Below are 25146 nucleotides of genomic sequence, written 5' to 3'. Positions count from 1 at the left end.
CGTCCGGACCCGCCGTGACCCTCGACCGGGGCGCGCTGCGCGCGGCCCTGCCGGGCAGCTCGACGGCACGCAACGTCCCGCGCGGGACGCGCGGCTCACCGTCGTCGACGGGGCGCCGTCGGTGCAACCCTCGGTGGCCGGTACCCGGATCGACTGGACCCGCACGCTCGACCGGCTGGTCCGGGCCGCCGCCACGCCCGGACGGCGGATGATCACCGTCGCCTACGCGCCCGTCCCGCCGTCGGTGTCCACGGCGGATGTGCGGGCCCTGGGGGTGCGTGAGGTCGTCGCGCGGTTCACCACCGGGGGTTTCGTCGACGCGGCGCGGCCGAATCTGCGCGCCGCGGCCCGCGCCGTCGACGGGACGCTGGTGCGGCCCGGTGCGACGTTCGACCTGGAGGAGCACACCGGCCCGCGCACCCGTTCGCGTGGCTACGTGCGCGCTCCGCTGCGCGAGGACGGTACCGGCCCGGGGACGATCGGGGGCGGGGTCAACCAGTTCACCAGCACCCTCGTCAACGCGGTCCACCGTGCCGGGATCACCGACATCGCACGGACCCCGCAACCGCACCCGCTCGATCGGTACCCGGCGGGCCGGGATGCGGTGTCGTTGGCGGGCGACGGGTCGACCGTGGAGTTCTCCTTCACCAACGACGCCCCGACGGCGGTGTTCCTCCGGGCGTGGGTCGGCGACTCGACCGTCACGGTCGAGATCTGGGGCAGCCGCCGCTGAGCCCGCCGGTGGTCGCGGACCACCGTGCGCGGCCTCCGGGATGGCACCGGACGGGAAAAGGCCACGCCGGGCACCGCATGCCCGACGTGGCCCCGCGACCCGACCACCTCAGAAGGCGGCTTCGTCGACCTCCATGAGGTCGTTGTCCGCGGCGTCGACGACGGCGCGGCGGGCGGTGAGCTCCGGCAGCACCTGCTTGGCGAAGAACGACGCGACGGCGATCTTGCCCTGGTAGAACGAGGCGTCCCGGCCGGAGGCGCCGTTGTCCAGCTTCTCGACGGCCACCTCGGCCTGCTTGATGAGCTGCCAGCCCACGAGCAGGTCACCCGCGGACATGAGCAGCCGCACGGTGTGCTGACCGACCTTGTAGACGTTGCGCACGTCCTCCTGGCCCGAGGTCAGGTAGCCGATCATCGTGCCGACCATGCCCTGCACGTCGTCCAGAGCGGTCTTCAGCAGCGCCCGCTCGGCCTTCAGCCTGCCGTTGCCCCGGTCGGACTCGATCGTGGCGGTGATCTCGTTCGCGAGGTGGCCCAGCGCCTGACCCTTGTCCCGGACGATCTTGCGGAAGAAGAAGTCCTGCGACTGGATCGCCGTGGTGCCCTCGTACAGCGAGTCGATCTTCGCGTCGCGGATGTACTGCTCGATCGGGTAGTCCTGCAGGAAGCCGGACCCGCCGAGCGTCTGCAGCGACTGCACCAGCTGTTCGGTGGCCCGCTCGGAGCCGACACCCTTGACGATCGGCAGCAGCAGGTCGTTGACCCGCTCGGCCAGGGACAGGGTGTCGGCATCGACGCTGCCGTCCTCCCCGACCCAGATCTGGTCCTGGTAGGCGGCGGTGTACAGGTACACCGCGCGCAGGCCCTCGGCGTAGGCCTTCTGCAGCATCAGCGAGCGGCGCACGTCCGGGTGGTGCGTGATGGTCACGCGCGGGGCGGTCTTGTCCGTCTGCCGGGTCAGGTCGGCACCCTGCACGCGCTCCTTGGCGTACTCCAGCGCGTTCAGGTAACCGGTGGACAGCGTCGCGATGGCCTTGGTGCCGACCATCATGCGGGCGTACTCGATGACCTGGAACATCTGCGCGATGCCGTCGTGCACCTCACCGAGCAGCCAGCCCTTCGCCGGGATGTCGTGCTGGCCGAAGGTGAGCTCACACGTGGTGGAGACCTTCAGGCCCATCTTGTGCTCGACGTTCGTGACGTAGGCGCCGTTGCGCTCGCCGGGCTCGCCGGTGTGGGTGTCGAAGTGGTACTTCGGCACCAGGAACAGCGACAGGCCCTTGGTGCCGGGCTTCGGCTCGATGCCCGGGCCCTCGGGACGGGCCAGCACCAGGTGCATGATGTTCTCGGTCATGTCCTGGTCACCGGAGGTGATGAAGCGCTTGACGCCCTCCAGGTGCCAGGAACCGTCCTCCTGCTGCACGGCCTTGGTGCGGCCTGCGCCCACGTCGGACCCGGCGTCCGGCTCGGTGAGCACCATCGTCGCGCCCCACGCGCGGTCGATCATGAGCTGCGCCCAGCGCTGCTGCTCCTCGGTGCCGTTGCGGTCGAGGATCATCGCGAAGTTCGGGCCCGCCATGTACATGTACAGCGCGGGGTTGGAGCCGAGCATCAGCTCGGCGGCGGCCCACTGCACCGTCGGGGGCAGCCCGAATCCGCCGAGGTTGTTGGTCAGCCCGATCCGGTACCATTCGCCGTCCCACAGCGCGCGGTAGCTCTCCTTGAACGACTCCGGCAGGGTGGCGGAGAAGGTTTTCGGGTCGTAGACCGGCGGGTTCCGGTCGGCGTCGGCGAAGGACTCGGCGAGCGGGCCGACGGCGAGGTTGTTCAGCTCGGTCAGCACCCCGCGGGCGGTCTCCTCGTCGGAGTCGCTCAGCACGCCCTTCCCGAGACGTTCCTGCACGCCGAGCATCTCGAACAAGTTGAATTCGAGGTCTCGCACGTTGCTCTTGTAGTGGCCCATGTCGTCACTCCGTACGGGTTGTTCGGCATTCCGGCGTGGGCGCTCTGGCGGACACGCACTGCAACTGCCCTACTGACCGGTAACATCAGGATACTACCCATTGGTAATCGTGGGCGAGGGCTGTTCGGGCGGAACCACTGTGTTTCGCTGCACCTCGGGCCCGGTGGTGCCGGAACGGGGCATGCGCGGGACGTGCCGGTGTCCCGGACGACGTGGGGGCGACGACGTGGGGCGACGTGGTGTCGCGCGCCGGCTCAGCTCGGCTGCGGGTGTGGCGGCTGCTCGCGGGCCGGCTGCTCGGGAGTGGATTGGGCCGGGTGCGCCGGTTCCTCCGGGCCGAGCACGAGCAGCCCCTCGCGGAAGGCCTTCGTCACGGCGTGTGTCCGGTCGTGCGCGGACATCTTGCGCAAGATGCTCTTCACGTGGGTGCGCACCGTCTCCACGGAAAGGTAGAGCGTCTCGGCCACCGCCGAGTTCTCCATGCCCTCGGCGATCAGTTGCAGCACCTGGTACTCCCGCCGGGACAGCGGGGTCTGCGGGGGAACGCCGCCGACTCCCGGGCCCGCCCCCGGTGCGTCCAGCAGCGGAGCGAGCGCCGGGTCGGTGTGCCCACGTTCGACGTAGGCACGGCGGATGCCGTCGGTGAGCCTGCGGGGCTCGGCCGCACGGGGGAGGACACCGTGGGCCCCCGCGGCGAGTGCGGTGGCGAGATAGGCCGGGGTGCGCTGCTCCGGGCCCACCAGCACGACCACCACGAGCGCGGGTTGACTCTCGGTGAGCATCGCGGTGAGGTGGCAGCGCGGGTCGAACGCGGCGTCGAGCAGGACGACGTCCGGACGCGCCTGTTCACAGAGTTGGATGGCGGCGTGGTGACTGGCCGCATGGCCCGCCCAGCGCAGCCCCGGCGTGTGGTCGATCACCGAGTGCAGCCCCTCGCGGAAGATCGGCACGGGATCCACGGCGGCCACCGCGAGCGTCCTGGTGCCCCGGTCGGCGGTCCGGGCGAGGGCCGGGCCGTTGTGTCTGGTGTTGCCGCCGTGCCCGGTGTTGCCACTGTGCTCGGTGTGCGCCATCGGTGTCCTCCTCCACGCCGGGCGACGCCCGTCCTCGGTCCCCTCCGTGCCCGGCCGGTGGACCCATCCCCTGTGCGGGGGTTCCCGGTTGAGCCGAACAGACCACACGCAACCACACCGGACACTCCGTCGAAGGAGGTTTGCGGCACTCCCCACGCGGGCCCGGCACGGTGCACCCGGTGGCCCGGATCGGCCACGGCTCGTGTTCGCCCCGGAGAAGGCGTAGGATGTGACCGGCCACACACGACGGCATCAAGGGGGATGGCGTGCCACTGGCTCTGGTGCTCGGTCTCGTCGGGTTGGTCCTGGTCGCCGCGGCGGCGACGGTGGTGTACGAGGACCAGCGGGAGAGCCGCCGCCGGTCCCGGCGCCGGCACGCGCGGCTGGCCGCTCTCGGTGAGGTCGATTCCCGGGGGCCGACGGGGCCGTAGTCACCGGGTGGACGGCAGGTGAGCGTGGGCGGGTCGGTGCGGGTTCGCCCGCCCCTCGCCCGTCAGCGCAGATCGACCACTGCTCCCTCGCTCATGAAGGAATCGTGCAGTTCGACCCGGTCGGTGGCCGTGTCCGGAGGAACATCGAAGACGAGCTGCCCCTCCACGTTGTTGCCCGGATTGATCGGGTTGTAGAGCACGTCGTTGCCGGAGATCGACGTTCCGGCGACCGAATCGGCCGAGTACTGCCGGTTGTTCGCGTCGAGCAGGTACTGGTCGCTGTCGGTGAAGAAGCCCTGCTGGTCACCGATGTTGCTCACCCGCACGGCGACGACGACGTACTGTCCCTGGGCCTGCTGGGTCAGGTACGGATCGCCGACCGAGTCACGGTGCTCGACCCCGGTCACCGTGAACTCGAACGTCCCGTCGCGGACCGGCTGCCCGATGCCCGCGGTTTCCACCTCGGGTTCGGCGGGAGCTTCCTGTTGCGGGACGTTCGCGGTATCGGTGTCGTCCCCACCCGTGGTCGTGATCACGCCGATGATGATGCCCAGCACTGCGACGAGCGCGAGTGCCCACGGCCATTTCCGCCGGCGTTTCCGTACGGGTTTCCCGTCCGTCTGATCGGTCATTTCAGATCATCTTCTCTCCTCACTCCATGCGACCCGGAACAGTGCCTTCGCCGGACCTGCGTCCGGGACCGCCCTGCACTTTCAGCCTGGAACCCCCTGAGCTGTCCGTCGAGGGGCGATCGCCGCGTCCGGGCAGGGCCCGTCGTCGCCCGTGCGGGCGGGTCGAAAAACGGACGAGCGGAGCCGTTGGACCTTGGCATCACCCCCTTCGGCGACTGTGTGACCAGCTTGTTCTCCGTAGGATCGAACGCACGGTCGAAAGCGGAGGGGTTGAGGCGGACGGTGGGCCGCTGGTTTGCGTGCGGGAGCTGGGGGAGCAGCACGCCCGGATCGAGGCGCACCAGCACCTGCGGATCGCGGCCTGGTACGCAGGGTGGCCGCACCGCCCCCGACAACCTCGTCGGCCTCTGCCGACGACACCACCGATTCAAAGACGCCCCCGGCTGGACATTCCACCTCGACCAGGCCACCCACCGCCGCACCGCCCACACCCCCAGCGGCCACACCCGCACCACCGACCCCGAACCCGCGCTCGAGCCGCCACCGTTCTGAGGGCGGACTGCCGGTCATCCCGTTACGTCGAGCTTCAGCCCGTGCTGGGTTCCGGGGTCAGCTGCCGCAACGCTTCGGCAACGCAGTCGGACCACGCACGGTCCCCGAGTTCGGTCACCCCGGAATCGCCGGCGAAGGCGCTGGAGATCACCACGTCGGGTGTCAACGAGGCGATGTCGGTCAGGCTGGCGGTCAGTGTGTCCCGGTGGCTCATGCCCTCGATATATCCGGCCGTCCAGCGGCCTTCCGCGCTGCGGAAGATCGAATCGCCGGTGAACAGGTATGTCGTTCCGCCGGGTGAACGGACGACGAAGCACGCGCTGCCCGGCGTGTGTCCCGGGGTGGGAATCACCTCGAGACCGTCGGCGACGGCATGCCGTCGTTCGAACGCCTCGTCGACCGTGGCGGTCTCGCGGACGAGGTCGGCTTCGGCCGCGCTGACGTGCAGAGTCGAACCGAACCGCTGCTTGATCGCGCGCAGCGACGGTGCTATCTCGTCCTGGTGGCTCAGATAGTGTCGGGCCACGCCACCCAGTTCGGCCATGCGGTCGAGTTCGTGTTCGTGGGTGGTGTTGTAGAACAGCACGTTGCCGCTCGGCGCCTGCCACAGGTAGGCGTGCGTGCTCAGCCCCGGCATCGGGTATTCCGGATCCGTCTCCCACAGATCGTCACTGATCTTCCTCATGTGTCCGTCCTCCCCTGAAACCGCTTCGGTCAGCGTGGGGAGAACGGTACGAATTCGAGTGCGCTGGAGGTCAAGGCGGCGATCGCCCGCACTGCTGGACGGTGTCCCGGCCGCGCCCACGACGTAGCAGTCAGTGCGGTGAATGCTGTTGACGCTGCTCGTAGTCGTCGATCGCGGCGTCGACCCGGAGCGCGGCTTCCATGATCGACTGCAGTGTGCTGAAGACGTCCTCCGGCAGGTGCCGCTGGGCCGCGTCGAGTGCGCGGCCGATCTCCTCGCGCCGCTCCGGGGGCACCTCGACGTGCTCGGCGCCGAGCCGAGCACGGATGTCGTGGGCGATCTCGTCGAGGGACGGCTCCGGTGTGATGCCGACCCGGCGGCCGTGCCATGCACGGTGGCACGGTTCCGAACAGAAGTCGTGATCCACCGACCCGTCGAGCGGACCGCCACACTCGTGACAACCGAGCGCCTCGTCGATGGCGGCGATGATCTCCGACACGCTCAACCCTTCGGCAGCTTCGGCTCCACGACAGCAGCGAGCTCGTCCGCGATCTCGCACGCACTTTCGGTCCCGGCCGTGGTACTGATGACGACGTCTACACTCGACGAGTCGGTGACCCCGATTGCGACTGTGCATCCACCCGAGGACGGGATCTGGGCGAGTTGCCGGCCGTTGGCTTCGGTGGTACGCACACCCATGCCTTGATCGACCGCCATGGCGGCACCTGTCGTATCGCGGATCGCGATACCAATTCTTAAGCCTTCGAGTTGGCTGCCCTGGCGGTTGAGCTCGTGACGACAGGTTCGTGCGCTGCCGATATCCTCGTTGGTCGCGTCTTTGAACGCGCCATAGTCGCTCAACTCGCCCGCGCTCAGCAGCGAACATGGGTTCATTTGGGCTAGCTCAGACTGCGCATCGGTCGGATACGACGATCGCGCGGCCGAGCGCGTGGGAGAGGTCGGTGCTGCGCTGTCGGTATGGTTGGGCTGCGCCTGGCCGCCCTCCGTAGGGGAACACGCCGAGATCGCGGTGAACAACAGTATCGCGGGCAGTGCCCGATCCGTTCTCTTGCTGCGCAATGGCTTCCCTGCTCCAGTTAGTCCTGCGTCCATGACGCCGTGGCGTTCGTTTCTGCTTCGCGGTACTGTCCCGACGCCCGCAGCAGGGCCTCTTCAAGATTCTTGAGCGTTTCAAGTAACGCGTCGATTACTGGGACAATTCCTTTCGGTCCATCGGCGCTCTGCCGGACATGAGAGGCGACTTGATGGGCGTACGGGCTACTCCCCAGTGGTGGGTTGCGCGTCAGAATCTGCAACGTCATCTGGAGGCCGCCGAACCGGTCCCGAGCGTTTCGGACTGCCTTGAGTAGCGGATCCACGCCGCGCTCGGTGATCTGGAAGCCGCCGCTCTTCACCGAGTCGAGCATCTCCCGGGCGCCGTTGTTCATGCGGTCGATCGCTTCGGCGTTCAAGCCGGTGCCGACGATCCCGGCAGCCGTCCGGGCGGTGGTGTCCCCACCGGTGCCCGGACGGCCGGACTCGTTCAGCCAACTCTCGTCGAAGAACCCAGCCTCAGTCATCGGCCCCCCAGGATGTTGAGCGGCACTCTTCCGCTGAGACGGTCGAATCGGTCGCGGGCGTTGCGCACCGCTTTCAGGAGGGGTTCGACGCCCCGCTCGGTGATTTGGAAGCCGTCGTTCTTCACCGAGTCGAGCATCTTCTGTGCGCCGTCGTTCATCCGGTTGACCGCGTCGGCGTTCAGGTTGGTTGCCATGGTCATGCCTGCAGCCACGGCTCTGAAGAGACCGGCTCCCGCCGGGTCTCCGCGTGTGTCCGTCGGTTGACTCTCGTCGAAGAATCCGCCGTCGGTCATCGGTCCCCCAGGTCCCCGGTGTGTCCGCTCCCTCGGAACTCTAGCCGAGGAGCTGTGACCGGAGAAAGCGATGTGCCAGCGTCCGTCGCACACTGGGCCTCGTCACCGGCCCGCCGTGGATCACCGACCGTCGACGAAAGCAAAGGGCAGCCTCCCACGGTCGGGAATCGGCCCTGTGCGCTGTGCTGACTCGCTCTGGAGTGGATGACGGGACTCGAACCCGCGTTCTCAGCCTGGGAACCAGGGCGAGGTTTCCGCGTTCGGGCCTCATGATGGCCATAGCTGAGTTGCCTGGATCGGAAGAGGGAAGAGTTGAACGCCGTGGACCGTACGGAGATCTTCGAGGCGGAGCGGCAACGTCTGGTCGGCATCGCCACCCGTGTGCTGGCTGACCGTGCTGAGGCCGAGGACGTCGTGCAGCAGGCCTGGCTTCGGCTGCACCGGACGGGCACCGACCTCGACAGCGTGCCTGCCTGGCTGACGACCGTGACGACCCGACTGTGCCTGGACCGGCTGCGGGCCCGGACCCCGGTCCCGACGGCTGAGATCGAGGTGGCTGAGGTCGCGCCGGACGTGGCGAACGAGGTCTCCCTCGCCGACAGCGTCGGTGTTGCGATGCAGGTGGTGTTGGATCGGCTCTCGCCCCAGGAGCGGGTCGCGTTCGTGCTGCACGACAGTTTCGGCTTCGAGTTCCCCACCATTGCCACCGTCCTCGACAGCACACCGGTGGCGGCCCGCAAGCTCGCCTCACGCGCACGTGCCAAGGTGCGTCAGCCTGTGCCCGGGGACGAGCCGGCCGATCGGGAGGTCGTCGACGCGTTCATGGCGGCCGCCCGCAATGGTCAGTTCGATCGTCTGCTGCGGCTGCTCGCCCCGGACGCCGCGGTGACGGCCGACGACGCCGCGATCCAGGTCGGCACGCCGGAGCGGATCGACGGCCGACACGAGGTGGCGACGTTCTTCGACGGCGCCGCACACGCCGCGCTGGCGTGCTACGTCGATGATCGACCCGCGGCCGCATGGTTCCACCGGGGTGCGGCGAAGGTTCTGTTCGATTTCACTGTCGTTGACGGCGTCGTCGTCGGCATCACGTTCCGCGCGGAGCCGGAGGTGCTCGCGCGGGTGTCGCGACGCGACGGGAAGCAACGACGCGGCTGATTCGCGCAGCCGGTCACACACGCCGTGTGCCGATCGTCAATCAGGTGGAGGCGAACACAACCGGACCACGCCATCGGAGGGAGACGACCTTGAAGACCATGACATGTCGCCAACTGGGGGGACCCTGCGGACTCGAGCATCGAGGTGAGACGGCCGACGACGTCATCAAGGCCCAGGACCGCCACCTCAAGGAAGCCGAGAAGGCCGGTGACGCATCCCATCAGGAAGCGCGCGACGCGATGAAGGGCCGCTGGCGGCGGCCGAAGAAGTCGCTGGCCTGGTACCGCGATATGCAGAAAGTCTTCGCCGATCTTCCCGAGGACTGACCCCGTTCCGCACCGTCGAACAGCGCACAGGGAGCGAGAGCCACATGACAACCGCGAACAGGTCAGCGGCTTCTCCACCGGGTCATAGCAGCGCGGGCACGTCTGCTGCTCAGCACCATGGCCCGGGGAGTGACCAGGAAGTACCCGGTGGGGTGGTGCACCAGCTGCCGGCAGACCTGGGCAGAGCCCTGATCGCCAACGCCACGGCACTCGATGCCTGGAACGACATCACGCCACTCGCCCGCAACGAGTTCATCTGCTGGGTCGAGGACGCCAAACAGGAGACGACCCGACAGCGCCGCATTCGCCGGACCCGGGAGGAGCTCGAACAGGGCCGGCGCCGGCCCTGCTGCTGGCCGGGATGCAAGCACCGCGAACGCGCAGGCAGCTAGCGAGGGGTAAGGGGTGGCCTCGGGCTATCAAATGGAATGTTGTTGAAGAAGCTCAACACAAGCGTGAGGGCCGCTTCCCGAGATCGGATAGCGGCCCTCTGCGCTGCGGAAACTTCCGTGGAGCGGATGACGGGAATCGAACCCGCGTTCTCAGCTTGGGAAGCTGATGTTCTACCATTGAACTACATCCGCATGTGAGGCCCCATCCTACAACGCCGTGATCGTCCGGCGACAGGTGGGGGTCGTCCCACCTCGTCGCCGTCCACGATACCGGCCGTCCCGTGTGCCGCGCTTGACGGCCGCGCCGCGAAGTGACAACACTTGTTGTCCGAGCGTATTCGCAGGGCAGGTGAGAGCGCATGAAGCCGGACGAGCCCGACGCGCGGCTGGCAGACCCGGACCTGCTCCGGCAGGGCGGCCTCCGCCTCGCCACGAGGCTCTTCGCTCCCCGCGACATTCGGGGGACCGAGCGGCAGCGCGAACGTCTGCGCGAGTTCGCCCAGGCGGAGGACCCCCTCGCCGACGCCGTCGTCGCGTTGTTCGACGAGCTGCCGAAGGGCCGTGGGCGCGCGCTGTTCGAGCAGGCCCTGGAGAACGGGATCGACAGTCTGGACGACCCGCCGCGGCCGCTGGTGGACTTCTTCGCCTCCGTCGAGGCGGCGCCGTACTGGGTCGACCACGAACGCGTCGACCGGGGCGCCCGCGCGATCGTGCGGACGGGCGTGCTGAGCCTGTTCCCGCTCGGCGACATGGCGCTGATGGGCGGCTACCTCGCCTCCCGGGCCACGAAGCCGCTGGTCGGCACCGGCGCGATCGAGTACGCCGCGGGACGCAGGCTCATCGAGACGACGCACTGGTGGCTCGACGTCACCACCCCGGGTGCGCTGCACCGGGGCGAACGGGGCTGGGCCTCCGCGCTGCGGGTGCGGTTGGTGCACGCCCATGTCCGTGCCGCGATGAACCGCAGGCCGGACTGGGACTACGCGGCGTGGGACCGGCCGATCAACCAGGTGCAGACGGTGGGCACGCTCCTGCTGTTCTCCCTGGTCTACCTGGTCGGCATGCGGCTGCTCGGCGTCCGTTACACCGAGGCCGAGCGCGCCGACATCCTGCATCTGTGGCGCTACGTCGGCTGGCTCATGGGTGTGGACGAGGCCCTGCTGCCCGCGGACGAGGACGATGCCTGGCGGCTGTTGTGGCTGCTCGCGGCCACCGAGTTCATCCCGGACACCGATTCCCGACGGCTCGCCGCCGCCCTGGTGCGCTCGCACGCGGAGGTCGGTGCGGGGCGGGGGCGGCTGGGGAAGGTCGCCTCCGAGCTCTCGGTCCGGGTGCACACCGCGATCAGCAGGCTCGTGCTGGGCCGGACGAATGCCGACTACCTGGAGCTGCCCGACGACCCGCTCGCCCGGGCCGCTGTCGTGGCGGGAGCCGCGACCACCTTCGCCGCCGAGACGGTGCGTCGGAGGCTGCCGGGAGCGACCGCGCTCCAGGAACGCCTCGGTGCGCTCGCGCGGCGACGCTACGCCGAGCTGCTGGGCTCGGTGGTCGCGCCCGACCCCTCCTACGCCCGGCACCTGCGTCCGTCGACGCCCCGGGCCGCGTGACGCGGCCGGGCGGGACGCACCGGGCCGCGGGCGGCTAGCCGGCGAGTATCTGTTCCCGCAGGATGTCGGCGTGTCCGCAGTGCTGTGCGAGTTCGCGAAGGACGTGGAAGTAGACCCAGCGCAGCGGGAGAGGTCCCCGACGGTTGCCGTGCAGGTATTCGTCCAGGCCCAGGTCCGCGACCGCGCGACGGGATGCCGCGCAGGCCTCCCGGTGCTCCCTGCGGACGCTGTCGATTCTGTCCTCCGCGGTGAGGACGAACGACTCGTCCGGGGTCGCCGCGATCCCGATCTCCTCCCGGGGCCGGCAGGTGATCGCCTTGTCGAACCGGTCCGCCGGCCGTGCGTCCGCACCTCGCGGGGTGCGGACGCACGGCGCGCACGGGGGAAGGCGATCACGGGTGGTTCGCCGGATAGGCTGTTGCGCGTGTTGTTGAGTGACCGTGACCTGCGTGCGGCGCTGCGCTCCGGGCGGCTGGACGTGGACCCGTTCCACGAGGGGATGGTGCAGCCGTCCAGCCTGGACGTCCGCCTCGACCGGTTCTTCCGCGTCTTCGACAACAGCAAGTACACCCACATCGACCCGCAGTTACGGCAGGACGAGCTCACGTCACTGGTGGAGAAGGACGCCACCGACGACGACCCGTTCGTGCTGCATCCCGGCGAGTTCGTGCTCGCCTCGACGTTCGAGATCTTCTCCCTGCCGGACGACCTCGCGGGCAGGCTGGAGGGCAAGTCCTCGCTCGGGCGCCTCGGGTTGCTGACCCATTCGACCGCGGGCTTCATCGACCCCGGCTTCAACGGGCACATCACGCTGGAGCTGTCCAACGTGGCGAACCTGCCGATCACGTTGTGGCCGGGGATGAAGATCGGGCAGCTCTGCCTGTTCCGGCTGACCAGCGCCGCCGAGTTCCCCTACGGATCGAGCGAGGCCGGGTCGCGGTACCAGGGCCAGCGGGGCCCGACGCCGAGCCGCGCGTACCGGAACTTCGACCGGGTGGACACCCGGCGCTGAGCTCGCGCCGCTGCACGACGTCGACGTCCGCGTCCGCCTCCGCACACCCGGATCCCTCACCCGGACACCGCACGCCCCGGTGCGGGATGATCGCGCGCAACCTGGCGCCGACACGGCCGGCTGACGGACTCATCACGGTTTGATAACCCTCTTCCGGGTGGTAGCTTGCCGACTGTGTCTACGCCGAATTCGCGCATCCGGTCACTGTTGGTGATGATGAGTGTGCTCGTGGGCGTGGCATCGGCTGCGGGAAGTCACCTGTTCTGGTTAACACCGTCCGAAGCGGACACGGACGTCACCCTGGCGTCCGGACAGGACGCGGACGACTCCCCTGGGGGCGGACACGCCGATACCGCCACACGCACCTCCACGGAGACCGGTCCGACCACCACGCAGGAGACGACGAGCAGCACGCCGACGACCGAAAGCGCCGGGAGTCCGGCGTCGGACGACGACGCCACCACGGTCCCGACCACCACGACGCCGACCACCACGGCGGAGAGTTCCACCTCGTCGACGGCCACGACGACCATGCCCGACGAGTCCGCGGCGTCCGACCGGGGGCGGTCCTCGGCTCCCGCGGGCACGGCCGCGCACCGCCAGCGGGTGGTCGAGCTGGTCAACGACGAGCGCACGCGGGCGGGCTGTGACCCGGTCCGGGTGGACGGCAGACTCACCACCGCGGCCCAACGGCACAGCGACGACATGGCCCGGCAGGACTACCTGCGTCACGACGCCCCGGACGGCCGCAGCTTCGACGAACGGATCGAGGACGCGGGTTATCCCGAACCGGCCGCGGAGAACATCGCGATGGGCATGTCCAGCGCCGACGCCGTGATGGACGCCTGGATGTCCTCCGACGGACACCGCGCCAACATCCTCAACTGCGAGATCAACACCATCGGCGTCGGGGTGAACACCTCCGGCTGGTACTGGACGCAGAACTTCGGCTACTGAGCCCGTGGTGGTACTGAGCCCGTGGTGGTAGTGGTGGTGGGGCGGGGTTGGACCCGCCTCACCACCACCGACCTCACCGTCCGGTCCCGGTGCGCGCGAGAACGGCGTCGGTGTCCACCCCGCGGGGCAGGGTGCCGAACGCGGTGCCCCGATCGCCGTCGAGGCGGGACGCGCAGAACGCGTCGGCGACGGCCTTGTCCCCGTGCCGCACCAGCAGCGACCCCTGCAGCACCAGCGCCATCCGCTCCACCACCCGGCGTGCCCGGTACTCGACGTCGTCGAGGTCGCCCAGCTCCCGGCGCACGTCGGTGATCGCCGCGTCCAGCCGGGCGTCGGCGCCCGCGGCCTCGTCGACCTCGGCGAGGAAAGCCTCGACCGACTCCGGCTCACGCGCCATCGCCCGGAGGGTGTCCAGGGCGGCGACGTTGCCGGAACCTTCCCAGATCGACGCCAACGGCGACTCCCGGAACAGCCGGGGCATCCCGGACTCCTCGACGTAGCCGTTGCCGCCGAGGCACTCCAGCGCCTCGGCGGCGTGGGCGGGACCGCGCTTGCACACCCAGTACTTCGTCACCGCCAGCGCCAGCCTGCGCAGGGCGGACTCCTGCGCGTCGCCCGCGTTCGCGCGTTCGCTCGCCCCGGCCAGCCGCAGCGCTACGGTCGTGGCCGCTTCGGCCTCGACGGCCAGGTCGGCCAGGACGTTCGCCATCGCGGGTTGCCGGATCAGGGTCGTGCCGAACGCGGCGCGGTGCCGGGCGTGGTGCGCGGCCCGGACGGTGCCGTACCGCATGGCCGCGGCCGTGCCGGTGACGCAGTCCAGCCGGGTGTTGTTCACCATCTCGATGATGGTGCGCACCCCGCGGCCCTCCTCCCCGACCGCCCAGCCGAGCGCGCCGTCGTACTCGATCTCGGCGGAGGCGTTGGACCGGTTGCCCAGCTTGTCCTTCAGGCGTTGCAGGTGCAGGCCGTTGCGGGTGCCGTCCGGCAGCACGCGGGGGACCAGCAGGCAGGTCAACCCGCCGGGGGCCTGCGCCAGCGTGAGGAACACGTCCGACATCGGGGCCGAGGTGAACCACTTGTGCCCGGTGAGGCGGTAGGCGCCGTCGCCGGTCGGTTCGGCGCGCGTGGTGTTCGCGCGGACGTCCGAACCACCCTGCTTCTCGGTCATCGACATGCCCGCGATCAGGCCCCGCTTGCCGGTGGGCGTGCGCAACCCGTAGTCGTACTCGGGGGCCGCCAGCAGCGGTTCGAAAGTCGCGGCCAGGTCGGGATTGTGCCGCAGGGCGGGCACGGCCGAGTAGGTCATCGAGATCGGGCAGGTGTGACCCGCCTCCACCTGACTCCACACGTAGAACTTCGCCGTGCGCGCCACGTGCGCGCCGGGCCGGTCCTGGCTCCACGGTGTGGCATGCAGACCGTGCGAGACGGCCACCGTCATCAGGTCGTGCCAGTGCGGGTGGAACTCGACCTCGTCGATCCGGTGCCCCACCCGGTCGTGGGTGCGCAGCACGGGCGGATTCTCGTTGACGAGCCTGCCCCACTCCTGGGCCCGCTCGCCGCCCGCCAGCACGCCGAGTTCGCGGACCTCGCTCTCGGCCCACCCCGCGCCCTCCCGGCGCAGACCGTCGAGCAGCGCGGGATCCTCGGCGACGTCGTGCTCGGCGAGGGCGGGTACCTGGTTGGTGACCTCATGGGTCGGTGGCATGGCGTACTCCTAACGCGCGGAGGGTGAAGGCGGACAGCTCGTCCACGGAGGTGGCCGTGCCACCGGTGAGCGGGCCCGCCAGGATCTCGGCCGCGGCACCGACGACCGCCGCCGCGGTCAGTTCCGCGTCCTGGGCGGGAAGTGTCCCGGCGTGCACCCCGTCCCGGACACAGTCGGCGATCACGTCGCGGAAGGCCCGGCGGAACACCAGGCGGCGCTGTTCCACCGGCGCGTCGACCGGCTCGGCCAGCAGTGCGTAGGCCAGTCGTGGGGACTTCAGGGCCCGGGTGGCGAAGGTGCGCACCACCGCGACCACCCGCTCGGCCGCGTCCTCGGGTGTGTCCGACGCCCGGCGCACGGCGTCCACCTCCCGGCCGACGACGTGCCCGAACAACTCCGCGACCAGGTCCGCTTTGGCGGGGAAGTGCCGGTAGAGCGTCCCGGTGGCGACCCCCGCCCGGGAGGCGACCGCCGTCATCGCGCACCCGGCGTACCCGCACTCGGACAGCAGGTCGACGGCGGCGTCGAGGATCGCCGCCCGTTGTGCGTCGAGCCGTGCCTGCACGGCGGGGGTGCGACGGTAGGCCACGCCGAGAAGTGAAGCACTGATTCAGTCCTTCAGGCAAGAGGCGCGGGCACGGATCCGGCCCGCCCGCCGACCGCGGGTCACAACCGCTGCAGCCCGACCAGCACCCGGTTCATCAGCTCGGGGCCGGGACGACCGCCGGAGGTGGGGGGCGCGGCGTGCACCCGCACGAACCCCGTGTCGGCGAGGTCGCTGACCAGCACGCGGGCGACGCCGAGCGGCACCGACAGGGTCGCGGCGATCTCGGCGACCGACCTCGGTTGCGCACACAACCGGCGGACGGCCTGGTGCTGGGCACCGAGGTGGCGGTGCCAGGGTGCGGTCGGGTCCGTCGAGACCAGTGTCTCCACCGCGAGATCGGGCCGGGCGTGCGTGCGGCCCTTGGTCAGTACGTACGGGCGTGCGCGCAGCCGGTGCGCGGTCGACTCGTCCGGATCGGGGTCGGGGTCCTCGTACCCGCGGACGGCGTCCGGCGTGTCCCCGGGGGACATCACGATCCGTTCCGGTCTGGGGGGTGTGCCCCGGCCGGGCGCGGGTTCGAACAGGCTCCCGCCGCCCACCGTGGCGTCGCCGGGATCCGCAGTGGCGGTGTCGATGTCCGCCGGGGCGGTGCCGAAGTCCGCCGGGGGCTCGGGCCCGGCGGTGGAGTCCCCTGTGGGGCCGACGGGGTGGCCGTCGGCCCGGTCCGGCTCGTCGTCCGAGGTACCCATGCGGTGCCGCCTCGCATGTCGCTGCTCTCGTGCCCGGGCACTGTGCCCGGGAGAGCGCGATGGTACCCGGATCGGGCCGCCGATGGGGGCGGCGACGGACACCGGAAGTTCATCCGGAGCCGTCGCCGCCCGCGCGGCGTGGTTACTTCTTGTCCTCGTCCGGCTGGGGCGTGCCCGTGGCGGTCTCGTCCGTCGGCACGTCGGCCCGGCCGTCGGCCTCGGCCTCACCGCCGACCTCGTGGCCGGCACCGGCCGCACCGCCGGCCTCGCCCGCCCCGACCGAGGCGGGCACCTTCTGCCCGTCGTCCGCACCGCGCTTGACGGCGGAGAGCAGCAGCTGGGCGACGTCGACCACCTCGACGTCCTCGCTCGCCGCCCCGTCGCTCTGGCGCGAGGTCACGCCGTCGTTGAGCATGACGCGGCAGAACGGGCAACCGGTGGCGATCTTGGCGGGTGCGGTGCCCAACGCCTCGTCCACGCGCTCGACGTTGATGCGCTTGCCGATGCGCTCCTCCATCCACATCCGCGCACCACCGGCGCCGCAGCACATCGAGCGGTCGCCGTGCCGGGGCATCTCCCGCATGGTCGCCCCGGAGGCGCCGACCAGTTCCCGGGGCGCCTCGTACACCTTGTTGTGCCGGCCCAGGAAGCACGGGTCGTGGTAGGTCACGTCCTCGGCGACCGGCGCCATCGGGGCGAGCCGCTTCTCCCGCACCAGCCGGTTCAGCAGCTGGGTGTGGTGCACGACCTCGTACTTGCCGCCCAGCTCCGGGTACTCGTTGGCGAGCGTGTTGAAGCAGTGCGCACAGGTCACCACGATCTTGCGCTTGCTCTGCTCGACACCCTCGAACACCGAGTTGAGCACCTCGACGTTCTGCTGCGCCAGCATCTGGAAGACGAACTCGTTGCCCGCGCGCCGCGCCGGGTCACCGGTGCAGGTCTCCTCCGGCCCGAGGACGGTGTACTTGACATCCGCGTGGTGCAGCAGCTCGGCCACCGCGCGGGTGGTCTTCTTGGCGCGGTCCTCGAACGCGCCCGCGCAGCCGACCCAGAACAGGTACTCGGCGTCGCCGAGTTCCCCGTCGAAGACCGGCACCTCGAAGTCGAGGTCCTCGGTCCAGGCCAGCCGGTCCTTGGCGTTCTGGCCCCACGGGTTGCCCTTGTTCTCCAGGTTCTTGAACATCCCGTTCAGCTCGGTCGGGAAGTTCGACTCGATCATCACCTGGTAGCGGCGCATGTCGACGATGTGGTCGACGTGCTCGATGTCCACCGGGCACTGCTCGACGCAGGCGCCGCAGGAGGTGCACGACCACAGCATGTCCGGGTCGATCACGCCGCCGTCGTCCCCGGTGCCCACCAGCGGGCGCTCCGACTCGGCGAGGGCGAGCACGTCGATCCCGGCGTGCGGGTTGTCGCCGGTGAGGCCGATCTCCTCGCCGGTCATGTCCTTCTTGCCGCCCGCCATCAGGTACGGGGCCTTGGCGTAGGCGTGGTCGCGCAGCTGGGTGATCAGCAGCTTCGGCGACAGCGGCTTACCGGTGTTCCACGCCGGGCACTGCGACTGGCACCGGCCGCACTCGGTGCAGGTGGAGAAGTCCAGCCAGCCCTTCCAGGAGAAGTCCTCGACCTGTCCGGCGCCGAAGACGTCCTCCTCGGGGTCGGCCTCGTCGAAGTCGACCGGCTTGCCGTCGCTCATCATCGGCTTGAGCGCGCCGAGCGCGACGCTGCCGTCGTCGGAGCGCTTGAAGTAGATGTTGAAGAACGCGCTGAACCGGTGCCAGGCCACACCCCAGGTCAGGTTCCGGCCGACGACGGCCAGCCAGATCATCCCGGACAGCAGCTTGATCAGCGCCATCACGGACACGGCGACGGTGGCCGCGGGCAGCACGGCGGCGAGCGGCTGGGTGACGAAGCTGGTCCACAGCGCCGGGTCCTCGATGCCGCTGGAGATCTTGAACGCCTTCACCCCGAGGATGCCCAGGCCCTCGATGACCACCACGGCCTCGACGAAGTAGGCCGCCGCGAAGTTCGAGCCCGCGAAGCGGGACTGCTGGTCGGCGCGGCGCGGGTGGTTGCGCTGGCGGATGATCGCCAGGGCGATCCCGCCCGCCACGGTGCCCAGGCCGAGCAGTTCGAGCAGCAGCTGCCACGGCGCCCAGTGCCCGATGATCGGCCACGCGAACTCCGGCACGAAGATCTCGCCGTAGGCCTCGAACAGCGCCAGCGAGCCGAGCAGGAAGCCCCACATCACCAGCCAGTGCCAGGGGCCGACGTGGCGGAACTTGTTCATCCGGGTGTGCGCGGCGAACTCCGTGATCAGGGTGCGCATCCGAGGCACGAAGGGACCGTTCCGCGTGGCATCCGGCTGGCCGAGCCGGATGATGCGAACCTGGCGAACAACGCCGGAGAGGAACACGAACCAGGCGGCGATACTGACGGCTACGCCGATCGCGCCCATCGTGATCTGCAGTGCACCCATGGTCGGGGCCTTTCGGTCGAGAGGACTTCGTGGTGGGTTCGGCAGGCAGTTTCGGCAGACGGTAGTGCGTTCTACTGATCAGTAACTCACCGGCCCGCCACAAGTCCCACAGATGTGGTGCAGAACTCGCGTGTATTGGGACTATCGTTCAGGTATTCTAACAGCTGTGGTCGTTTACGTCCTGCTCGCGGTCGCCATCGCCGCCGAGGTCACCGGTACCGTGTCCCTGAAGCTCTCCGACGGGTTCAGCAAGCTGCTGCCGTCCGTGGTCGTCGTCGTGTCCTACGGCCTCGCCTTCTTCCTCCTGGGCCGGGTACTCGCCCTGGGGATGCCGGTCGGGGTGGCCTATGCCGTGTGGGCGGCGCTCGGGGTGGCCCTGGTCGCCCTGATCGGCGCACTCTTCCTGGGCGAGACGATGAACGTCACGATGATTCTCGGGTTGCTGCTGGTCATCGGCGGTGTCGTGCTGCTCGAACTGGGGCGCGCGTGAGATCCGCGGGTGTCCGGGCGGCCCCGGGATCGCCGAGCGGTCTGGAGTGGCGCGGTGCGACGTGAGATCGACGGACGCAAGGCCAAGGGCGAGAAGCGCCGCAACGAGATCATCGAGGCCACCCTGCGGGTCATCGAGCGGGACGGCGTCGCGGGGGTCACCCACCGCACCGTCGCGAAGGAGGCGGGGGTGCCCACCACCTCGACGACCTACCATTTCGCGAACCTCGACGAGCTGCTGATCGCCACGCTGATCACCTGCGCGCGGGACATGGCGACCGAGGTGTACTGGATGATCGACCGGGCCCGCTCCCGGGGCAGCGGCGGCGCCGAGGAGGTGGCGAACCTGCTGGCGGAAGCGATCGGCCCCCGGCGGGGCCGCACGATGGCCGAGTACGAGCTGTACCTGCTGGCCTCCCGGCGCCCGGAGCTGCGTCCCGCCGCCCGCCGGTGGCTGGACGTGCTCACGTCCATGGTCCGGCACGACGACATGGTCGCCTTCCGTGCCTTCCTCGCCGGCATCGACGGCCTGCTGATCCAGGGTCTCATCGACGACGAACCCCCGACCGCGGAGGAACTCCGCCCGGTCGTCGACTACCTCCTGGAACCCCGCTGACCCGCGAGTCGCCACTCCAGGCCCGCGAGTCGCCACTCCAGGACCGCGAGTCGACGCTCCTGGTCCGCGAGTCGACACTGGAGCGCCGGCGGTCAGGACAACAGGGTGGACAGCCGGGAGGCCGCCTCCGTGGCGTGCCGGTGCAGGGTGGTTCCCCTGGCGGCGAAGTCGGCGAGCGGAACGGAGAACGCGACGGCGGCGGTGATCCGTTCGTCCGGCCGGACCACCGGGGCGGACACGCACGCGAGTCCGGGCTGGAACTCCTCGACGTCCTGCGCCCAGCCGCGGTGGCGTACCTGTTCGAGCTCGTCGTCCAGGTCGCGCAGCCGCACGGTCGTGCGCTCGGTCAGCCGGGGCATCCCGGCGCCGGCGAGGTACTCCCGGCGCCGCCGGGTGGGCAACGCGGCCAGCAGGACCTTGCCGTACGCGGTGGCGTGGGCCGCCTCGTCGAAACCGAAGTCGACCGGCTGGGCCCGGGGATGCTCCGGCGAGTCCGCCACGGCGGCGACGACGACGTCGCAGTCCCGCAGCACCGTGTAATAGGCGGCCGCGCCGGCCCGCTGGTGCAGGGCACTCAGTTCGTCGCGGACGACCCGGTCGACGTCGAGCTGGGTGCACAGCCGCTCGAAGAGCGGGCCGAGCTTGTAGCCGAGACCGAACCCACGTCCGTGGCCCAGCCGGACCAGGTAGCCGTCGTGGACGAGGGTATTGAGCAGGTGGTACGTCGTGGACAGCGTGTAGCCCGTCTTCCGGGCGACCGCCTTGGCCGAGACGCCGTCCCCCTCGGCGGCCACGATCTCCAGCACCCGGAGTGCGCGCCGGGCGGAACCCACCAGGCCGCGGCCCTGGGGAACATCCACGCTCATCGCACACCTCCGGGGTGGGCTCGGGCCGTGACGGGGGAGGCCACGGTTCGCCCGAGGATACGAACCGTCCGCGCGCCCACGCCACCGCACAGGATGCCGCGGCCCGGTCGGTGCCGGACCCGTCAGTGGGAGGAGGGTTCCAGGCAACCGAACTCCGCCGCCGCGCCCTTCGCCGCGGCCGAGAGCCGGTCGGGCCGCATCGTGCCGACCACGCAGCCGCGTTCACCGACGTGGACGCCGAAGTGCGTGCCGGGCATGGTCCCCGCGGGGACCGTGGTGATCGCATCGGAGGGGAACCCGGTCGCCTCGATCGCCGAGGCGACCCTCCCGGGTGCGTACTCGCCGTTGCCGTGCAGCGGGGTGAGCGCCTCGACGATGCGCTCGGCCGCGTCCTCGGCGACGGCCCGATCGCCCGCGGACAGGTCGTGCCGTTGCCGCCATGCCCGGTTGTCCGCGTGGTTCGGCGGACCGTTCGGCGGGACACCGTCCCGGGTGCCGGGCGCCCCGTGCGTGCTCGGGCCCGATGCGTCGGCGGCCCGGTCGGGACCGGGGCGGCCGGCGGGTTCCTCCGCCCGGTCGGCCGTGCCGCAGCCGGCCGGTGCCGCGGCCAGGGCGAGGATCCCGGACAGCAGCGCGACACGTCTCCACAGTCGGGTGGTCATGCGCTCAGCGTGCCGTCCCGTGACACCCGGTGGGTGCCAATTTCCGGATCGTTGCCGGACCGGCCCCCGGATGCCGCCGAGCGGGCGGCCCCGGGGCGGGATCCGGGGCCGCCGGTCCGCTCAACCCTGGATCTCGTAGACCGGGGTGAGCAGCGCGCGGCCGAGGGTGCGCCCGAACATGTTGAAGCCGAGGAAAGCGGGCGTGGCCTCGTCGCCGACGTCGAGCGACTCCACGTCGAGGGCGTGCACGGCGAAGATGTAGCGGTGCGGGCCGTGCCCGGGGGGCGGGGCGGCCCCCACGTACTGCCGGATCCCGGCGTCGGTCCGCAGCATCGTCGCTCCCCCGGGGAGCCCGGAACCGTCCGCGTCCCCCGCCCCGGAGGGCAGCTCGGTCACCGGGGCCGGGATGTTGAACACCGCCCAGTGCCAGAATCCGCTGCCGGTCGGGGCGTCCGGGTCGAGGCAGGTCACCGCGAAGCTCTGCGTGCCCTCGGGGAACGCCTCCCACGTGAGATGGGGGGAGCGGTCCGCACCACCCGCCCCCATGACGCCGCTGCGCTGGGGTACCGGCATCGTCGCGCCGTCGGCGACATCGTCACTGCGCACGGTGAACGAGGGCACCTGCGGCAGGAAGTCGTACGGATTCTGCGCCTGTGTCATGCCTACCTCCGTCGAAGTCGGTGTGCGGACCGCTCCGTGTCCGGACCGTGTCCGTGCGTCGTCCGCTGACGGTCAGGCTAGTGATCCGGCGATCAGTACGCCTTCGGGCGGGGCGGACGGGAACAACCCGGTGGGCTCCGACGTTGGAAAATGCAGAAACCTTGAGCGTCGCTCACTCAACTACGGTTTGACGTCCGATCGGATGATCGGATACAACTTGAGTAAGCACTACTCAAGGTTGATGCGGCATCTGAGTACAACAGCGAGGACGCGACGCCGCCGAGGACACGCGGCCACCACACCCCGGCGGTCGCCCCGGTGGACGAGCAAGCAGGAGGGAAAGACACATGGCGCGAACGGTCGGCATCGACCTCGGCACGACCAACTCGGTCGTCTCCGTTCTGGAAGGCGGCGAGCCGACGGTCATCGCCAACTCCGAGGGGTCGAGGACCACCCCGTCGGTGGTCGCCTTCGCCAAGAACGGCGAGGTGCTCACGGGTCAGCCCGCGAAGAACCAGGCGGTCACCAACGTCGACCGCACGATCCGGTCGGTCAAGCGGCACATGGGCACCGACTGGAAGACCGAGATCGACGACAAGCAGTACACGCCGCAGGAGATCAGCGCGCGCGTGCTGATGAAGCTCAAGCGCGACGCCGAGGCCTACCTGGGTGACGATGTCACGGACGCGGTCATCACCGTGCCGGCGTACTTCGAGGACGCCCAGCGCCAGGCCACCAAGGAGGCCGGCCAGATCGCCGGGCTGAACGTGCTGCGCATCGTCAACGAGCCCACCGCGGCCGCCCTGGCGTACGGGCTGGACAAGGGCGAGAAGGAACAGACCATCCTGGTCTTCGACCTCGGTGGCGGCACCTTCGACGTGTCGCTGCTGGAGATCGGCGAAGGTGTGGTCGAGGTCCGCGCCACCAGCGGTGACAACCACCTCGGTGGTGACGACTGGGACGAGCGCATCGTCGACTGGCTGGTGGACAAGTTCAAGGCCTCGCACGGCATCGACCTGACCAAGGACCGGATGGCGCTGCAGCGCATCAAGGAGGCCGCGGAGAAGGCCAAGATCGAGCTGTCCAGCTCCGGCAGCGCGAACATCAACCTGCCCTACATCACGGTCGACGCGGACAAGAACCCGCTGTTCCTCGACGAGACGCTGTCCCGTGCGGAGTTCCAGCGGATCACCTCCGACCTGCTGGAGCGCACCAAGGCCCCGTTCAACAACGTGGTGCGGGACGCCGGCATCTCGGTCAGCGAGATCGACCACGTGGTGCTGGTGGGTGGCTCCACCCGGATGCCCGCCGTCGCCGACCTGGTCAAGGAGCTGACCGGCGGCAAGGACGCGAACAAGGGCGTGAACCCGGACGAGGTCGTCGCCGTCGGTGCCGGGCTTCAGGCCGGTGTGCTCAAGGGCGAGGTCAAGGACGTCCTGCTGCTGGACGTGACCCCGCTGTCGCTGGGCATCGAGACCAAGGGTGGCGTGTTCACCAAGCTGATCGAACGCAACACCACCATCCCGACCAAGCGCAGCGAGATCTTCTCCACGGCCGACGACAACCAGCCGTCGGTGCAGATCCAGGTCTTCCAGGGTGAGCGGGAGATCGCCGCGCACAACAAGAAGCTCGGCAGCTTCGAGCTCACCGGGATCCCGCCCGCACCGCGGGGCGTGCCGCAGATCGAGGTCACGTTCGACATCGACGCCAACGGCATCGTGCACGTGACGGCGAAGGACCTCGGCACGGGCAAGGAGCAGAGCATCAAGATCACTGGTGGCTCCGCGCTCCCGCAGGAGGACATCGACCAGATGGTCAAGGATGCCGAGGCGCATGCGGAGGAGGACCGCCAGCGCCGCGAGGAGGCCGAGACCCGCAACCAGGCGGAGACGCTGGTCTACCAGACCGAGAAGTTCGTCGCCGACAACGACGAGAAGCTGCCCGAGGAGCTCAAGGGCAAGGTCAAGACCGCGATCGACGAGGCCAACGAGGCGCTCAAGGGCGACGACACCGCCAAGATCCGCGAGTCGATGGAGAAGCTGAACTCGGCCTCGCAGGAGCTGGCCACCGCGCTGTACGCGGACACCGGCGCCCAGGGTGGCGCCGACGGTGCCGACGCGGGCGCGACCGGCACGACGGGCGGCACCTCCGGTGCTGCCTCCGGCAAGGACGACGACGTCGTGGACGCCGAGATCGTCGACGAGGACGACAAGAAGTGACCGAGCGCGACGAGTTCGAGCAGGAACTGGAAGAGGAGCCGGTGGTCGTGCGGGACCGTCGGAAGGTCGACCCGGAGACCGGACAGCCCCGTCCGTCGGAGGACGGCGAGGGGTACCCGGAGCAGGAGGGTCCGGAGGGGTTCGCGGCGGACGCCTCCGGACCGCCCCCGGTGGAGGGCACCGTGGACGAGGCGGCCGCGCCGATCTCGGACGTGGAGAAGCAGCTGCAGGAGCGCACCGCCGATCTCCAGCGCGTGCAGGCCGAGTACGCCAACTACCGCAGGCGGGTCGACCGCGAGCGGGAGTCCATGGCGGAGTCCGGCAAGGCGTCGGTGGTCGGTGACCTCCTCCCGTTGCTGGACGACCTGGAGCGGGCGGAGGCGCACGGTGACCTCACCGGCCCGTTCAAGGCCGTGGCGGACAAGCTCGTGGGCGTGCTGGAGAAGGAGGGCCTGGAGTCCTTCGCCCGGGAGGGCGAGACCTTCGACCCCAGTGTCCACGAGGCGGTGCAGCACGACACCTCGCCCGAGGTCGACGGCCCGACCGTGACGACGGTGCTCCGTCGGGGGTACCGGCTCGGCGACCGGGTGCTGCGCTCCGCGCTGGTCGCGGTGACCGACCACGAGCCCGCCCAGTCCGGGGCCGCGGACGCCGCGGCGGACGGGGTGCCCGGCACCGGACCCGTGGACGCACCCGTCGAGGGCGAGCTGCCCGTCGACACCGATGAGAACGCGCGCTGACGAGAAGCCGGAGGGAGGGGA

29 protein-coding genes and 1 tRNA gene are annotated in these 25146 nt (G+C 70.0%); 12 read left to right on the top strand and 18 right to left on the bottom strand.

Translation table 11 applies throughout. The features are described from left to right. On the top strand, positions 1-733 hold a 733-nt coding region (locus tag SACPADRAFT_RS29595; protein WP_007023366.1), incomplete at its 5' end, for a VanW family protein. 108 nt (positions 734-841) lie between these two features. Here the strand turns inward: SACPADRAFT_RS29595 and SACPADRAFT_RS0223640 are convergent. Together SACPADRAFT_RS0223640 and SACPADRAFT_RS0223635 are read right to left on the bottom strand one after the other, a co-directional pair. Then, a complete protein-coding gene (locus SACPADRAFT_RS0223640) occupies positions 842-2695 on the bottom strand; it encodes an acyl-CoA dehydrogenase (RefSeq protein WP_007023365.1) in 1854 nt (617 codons plus the stop codon). Positions 2696-2949: 254 nt separating this feature from the next. Beyond that, a complete protein-coding gene (locus SACPADRAFT_RS0223635) occupies positions 2950-3768 on the bottom strand; it encodes a response regulator transcription factor (RefSeq protein WP_007023364.1) in 819 nt (272 codons plus the stop codon). Between the two features lie 266 nt (positions 3769-4034). On the opposite strand from SACPADRAFT_RS0223635, the gene SACPADRAFT_RS33585 reads away from it, so the two are divergent. Then, the gene (locus SACPADRAFT_RS33585; RefSeq protein WP_007023363.1) at positions 4035-4199 is read left to right on the top strand and encodes a hypothetical protein; all 165 of its coding nucleotides are present in this window, start codon (positions 4035-4037) and stop codon (positions 4197-4199) included. A gap of 62 nt (positions 4200-4261) precedes the next feature. Here SACPADRAFT_RS33585 and SACPADRAFT_RS0223625 read toward each other — a convergent pair whose 3' ends face one another. The 6 genes from SACPADRAFT_RS0223625 to SACPADRAFT_RS29590 form a co-directional block, all read right to left on the bottom strand. After that, complete coding sequence (locus SACPADRAFT_RS0223625) at positions 4262-4831, bottom strand: DUF4352 domain-containing protein (RefSeq protein WP_007023362.1); 570 nt, start codon at positions 4829-4831, stop codon at positions 4262-4264. 586 nt (positions 4832-5417) lie between these two features. Continuing rightward, positions 5418-6068 carry an MBL fold metallo-hydrolase gene (locus tag SACPADRAFT_RS0223620; RefSeq protein ID WP_007023361.1) on the bottom strand — a complete coding sequence of 217 codons (651 nt, stop codon included), beginning with the start codon at positions 6066-6068 and terminating at the stop codon, positions 5418-5420. 130 nt (positions 6069-6198) lie between these two features. Next, the gene (locus SACPADRAFT_RS0223615) at positions 6199-6567 is read right to left on the bottom strand and encodes a hypothetical protein (RefSeq protein WP_007023360.1); all 369 of its coding nucleotides are present in this window, start codon (positions 6565-6567) and stop codon (positions 6199-6201) included. 2 nt (positions 6568-6569) lie between these two features. Next, positions 6570-7148 carry a DUF3558 family protein gene (locus SACPADRAFT_RS30995; protein WP_198048382.1) on the bottom strand — a complete coding sequence of 193 codons (579 nt, stop codon included), beginning with the start codon at positions 7146-7148 and terminating at the stop codon, positions 6570-6572. Positions 7149-7165: 17 nt separating this feature from the next. Then, the gene (locus SACPADRAFT_RS0223605) at positions 7166-7648 is read right to left on the bottom strand and encodes a hypothetical protein (protein WP_007023358.1); all 483 of its coding nucleotides are present in this window, start codon (positions 7646-7648) and stop codon (positions 7166-7168) included. Beyond that, positions 7645-7860: a hypothetical protein gene (locus tag SACPADRAFT_RS29590; RefSeq protein ID WP_233357257.1), complete on the bottom strand. Its 216-nt coding sequence runs from the start codon at positions 7858-7860 to the stop codon at positions 7645-7647. Before SACPADRAFT_RS29590 ends, SACPADRAFT_RS0223605 begins: the two co-directional genes overlap by 4 nt. 402 nt (positions 7861-8262) lie before the next feature. Here SACPADRAFT_RS29590 and SACPADRAFT_RS0223595 point away from each other — a divergent pair, with 402 nt between their 5' ends. The 3 genes from SACPADRAFT_RS0223595 to SACPADRAFT_RS0223585 all read left to right on the top strand — a co-directional run bounded on the left by SACPADRAFT_RS0223595 (position 8263) and on the right by SACPADRAFT_RS0223585 (position 9817). Then, positions 8263-9099: a sigma-70 family RNA polymerase sigma factor gene (locus SACPADRAFT_RS0223595; protein ID WP_007023356.1), complete on the top strand. Its 837-nt coding sequence runs from the start codon at positions 8263-8265 to the stop codon at positions 9097-9099. 98 nt (positions 9100-9197) lie between these two features. Beyond that, complete coding sequence (locus tag SACPADRAFT_RS0223590; protein WP_198048384.1) at positions 9198-9425, top strand: hypothetical protein; 228 nt, start codon at positions 9198-9200, stop codon at positions 9423-9425. Between the two features lie 155 nt (positions 9426-9580). Beyond that, positions 9581-9817: a YdeI/OmpD-associated family protein gene (locus SACPADRAFT_RS0223585; protein WP_007023354.1), complete on the top strand. Its 237-nt coding sequence runs from the start codon at positions 9581-9583 to the stop codon at positions 9815-9817. 118 nt (positions 9818-9935) lie between these two features. Here SACPADRAFT_RS0223585 and SACPADRAFT_RS0223580 read toward each other — a convergent pair. Continuing rightward, positions 9936-10009 (bottom strand) — tRNA-Gly (locus tag SACPADRAFT_RS0223580). Positions 10010-10176: 167 nt separating this feature from the next. On the opposite strand from SACPADRAFT_RS0223580, the gene SACPADRAFT_RS0223575 reads away from it, so the two are divergent. Beyond that, the gene (locus SACPADRAFT_RS0223575; RefSeq protein WP_007023353.1) at positions 10177-11424 is read left to right on the top strand and encodes an oxygenase MpaB family protein; all 1248 of its coding nucleotides are present in this window, start codon (positions 10177-10179) and stop codon (positions 11422-11424) included. A 34-nt stretch (positions 11425-11458) separates the two neighbouring features. Here SACPADRAFT_RS0223575 and SACPADRAFT_RS34285 read toward each other — a convergent pair whose 3' ends face one another. Beyond that, entirely contained in the window at positions 11459-11917 is a 459-nt protein-coding gene (locus tag SACPADRAFT_RS34285; protein WP_084258593.1) for a mycothiol transferase, read from the bottom strand. Between SACPADRAFT_RS34285 and dcd the strand changes: the two genes are divergently transcribed. Beyond that, a complete protein-coding gene (dcd, locus tag SACPADRAFT_RS0223565) occupies positions 11849-12436 on the top strand; it encodes a dCTP deaminase (protein WP_007023352.1) in 588 nt (195 codons plus the stop codon). The genes SACPADRAFT_RS34285 and dcd overlap by 69 nt on opposite strands. A 254-nt stretch (positions 12437-12690) precedes the next feature. Here the strand turns inward: dcd and SACPADRAFT_RS34280 are convergent, their stop codons facing one another. Then, complete coding sequence (locus SACPADRAFT_RS34280; protein WP_233357256.1) at positions 12691-12969, bottom strand: hypothetical protein; 279 nt, start codon at positions 12967-12969, stop codon at positions 12691-12693. Between SACPADRAFT_RS34280 and SACPADRAFT_RS34275 the strand changes: the two genes are divergently transcribed. Continuing rightward, positions 12968-13393, top strand: coding sequence for a CAP domain-containing protein (locus SACPADRAFT_RS34275; RefSeq protein ID WP_233357255.1), 426 nt, complete (start codon positions 12968-12970; stop codon positions 13391-13393). The genes SACPADRAFT_RS34280 and SACPADRAFT_RS34275 overlap by 2 nt on opposite strands. 73 nt (positions 13394-13466) lie before the next feature. Here SACPADRAFT_RS34275 and SACPADRAFT_RS0223555 read toward each other — a convergent pair whose 3' ends face one another. From SACPADRAFT_RS0223555 to SACPADRAFT_RS0223540, 4 genes are all read right to left on the bottom strand, one after another. After that, positions 13467-15098, bottom strand: a complete 1632-nt coding sequence (locus SACPADRAFT_RS0223555) for an acyl-CoA dehydrogenase family protein (protein WP_007023350.1) — start codon at positions 15096-15098, stop codon at positions 13467-13469. Next, positions 15082-15687 (bottom strand): TetR/AcrR family transcriptional regulator, encoded by a 606-nt coding sequence (locus tag SACPADRAFT_RS0223550; RefSeq protein ID WP_007023349.1) that lies wholly within the window; start codon positions 15685-15687, stop codon positions 15082-15084. The genes SACPADRAFT_RS0223555 and SACPADRAFT_RS0223550 overlap by 17 nt, the downstream gene beginning before the upstream one ends. Before the next feature lie 77 nt (positions 15688-15764). Continuing rightward, the gene (locus tag SACPADRAFT_RS29580) at positions 15765-16394 is read right to left on the bottom strand and encodes a DUF742 domain-containing protein (protein ID WP_007023348.1); all 630 of its coding nucleotides are present in this window, start codon (positions 16392-16394) and stop codon (positions 15765-15767) included. 142 nt (positions 16395-16536) lie between these two features. After that, a complete protein-coding gene (locus SACPADRAFT_RS0223540) occupies positions 16537-18873 on the bottom strand; it encodes a (Fe-S)-binding protein (protein ID WP_007023347.1) in 2337 nt (778 codons plus the stop codon). 166 nt (positions 18874-19039) lie between these two features. On the opposite strand from SACPADRAFT_RS0223540, the gene SACPADRAFT_RS0223535 reads away from it, so the two are divergent. Both SACPADRAFT_RS0223535 and SACPADRAFT_RS0223530 read left to right on the top strand, forming a co-directional pair. Then, positions 19040-19363, top strand: a complete 324-nt coding sequence (locus SACPADRAFT_RS0223535; RefSeq protein ID WP_007023346.1) for a DMT family transporter — start codon at positions 19040-19042, stop codon at positions 19361-19363. A gap of 54 nt (positions 19364-19417) precedes the next feature. Next, positions 19418-19978: a TetR/AcrR family transcriptional regulator gene (locus SACPADRAFT_RS0223530; protein WP_007023345.1), complete on the top strand. Its 561-nt coding sequence runs from the start codon at positions 19418-19420 to the stop codon at positions 19976-19978. Positions 19979-20070: 92 nt separating this feature from the next. On the opposite strand, the gene SACPADRAFT_RS0223525 is transcribed toward SACPADRAFT_RS0223530, so the two are convergent. The 3 genes from SACPADRAFT_RS0223525 to SACPADRAFT_RS0223515 all read right to left on the bottom strand — a co-directional run bounded on the left by SACPADRAFT_RS0223525 (position 20071) and on the right by SACPADRAFT_RS0223515 (position 22166). Then, positions 20071-20844, bottom strand: a complete 774-nt coding sequence (locus tag SACPADRAFT_RS0223525; RefSeq protein WP_007023344.1) for an IclR family transcriptional regulator — start codon at positions 20842-20844, stop codon at positions 20071-20073. Positions 20845-20966: 122 nt separating this feature from the next. Continuing rightward, on the bottom strand, positions 20967-21506 hold the full coding sequence (locus SACPADRAFT_RS0223520; RefSeq protein WP_007023343.1) for a hypothetical protein: 540 nt from the start codon (positions 21504-21506) through the stop codon (positions 20967-20969). 120 nt (positions 21507-21626) lie between these two features. After that, entirely contained in the window at positions 21627-22166 is a 540-nt protein-coding gene (locus SACPADRAFT_RS0223515; protein ID WP_007023342.1) for a YbhB/YbcL family Raf kinase inhibitor-like protein, read from the bottom strand. 347 nt (positions 22167-22513) lie between these two features. Between SACPADRAFT_RS0223515 and dnaK the strand changes: the two genes are divergently transcribed. Both dnaK and grpE read left to right on the top strand, forming a co-directional pair. Next, positions 22514-24385, top strand: coding sequence for a molecular chaperone DnaK (gene dnaK / locus SACPADRAFT_RS0223510; RefSeq protein WP_007023341.1), 1872 nt, complete (start codon positions 22514-22516; stop codon positions 24383-24385). Next, on the top strand, positions 24382-25125 hold the full coding sequence (grpE, locus tag SACPADRAFT_RS0223505) for a nucleotide exchange factor GrpE (protein ID WP_007023340.1): 744 nt from the start codon (positions 24382-24384) through the stop codon (positions 25123-25125). Before dnaK ends, grpE begins: the two co-directional genes overlap by 4 nt. Positions 25126-25146: the final 21 nt, after the last annotated feature.

It is taken from the genome of Saccharomonospora iraqiensis subsp. paurometabolica YIM 90007, assembly GCF_000231035.2.
Taxonomy (GTDB): Bacteria; Actinomycetota; Actinomycetes; order Mycobacteriales; family Pseudonocardiaceae; genus Saccharomonospora; species Saccharomonospora paurometabolica.
Note: the sequence above shows the minus strand (reverse complement) of the source record. Positions and strands in the feature narration are given on the sequence as shown.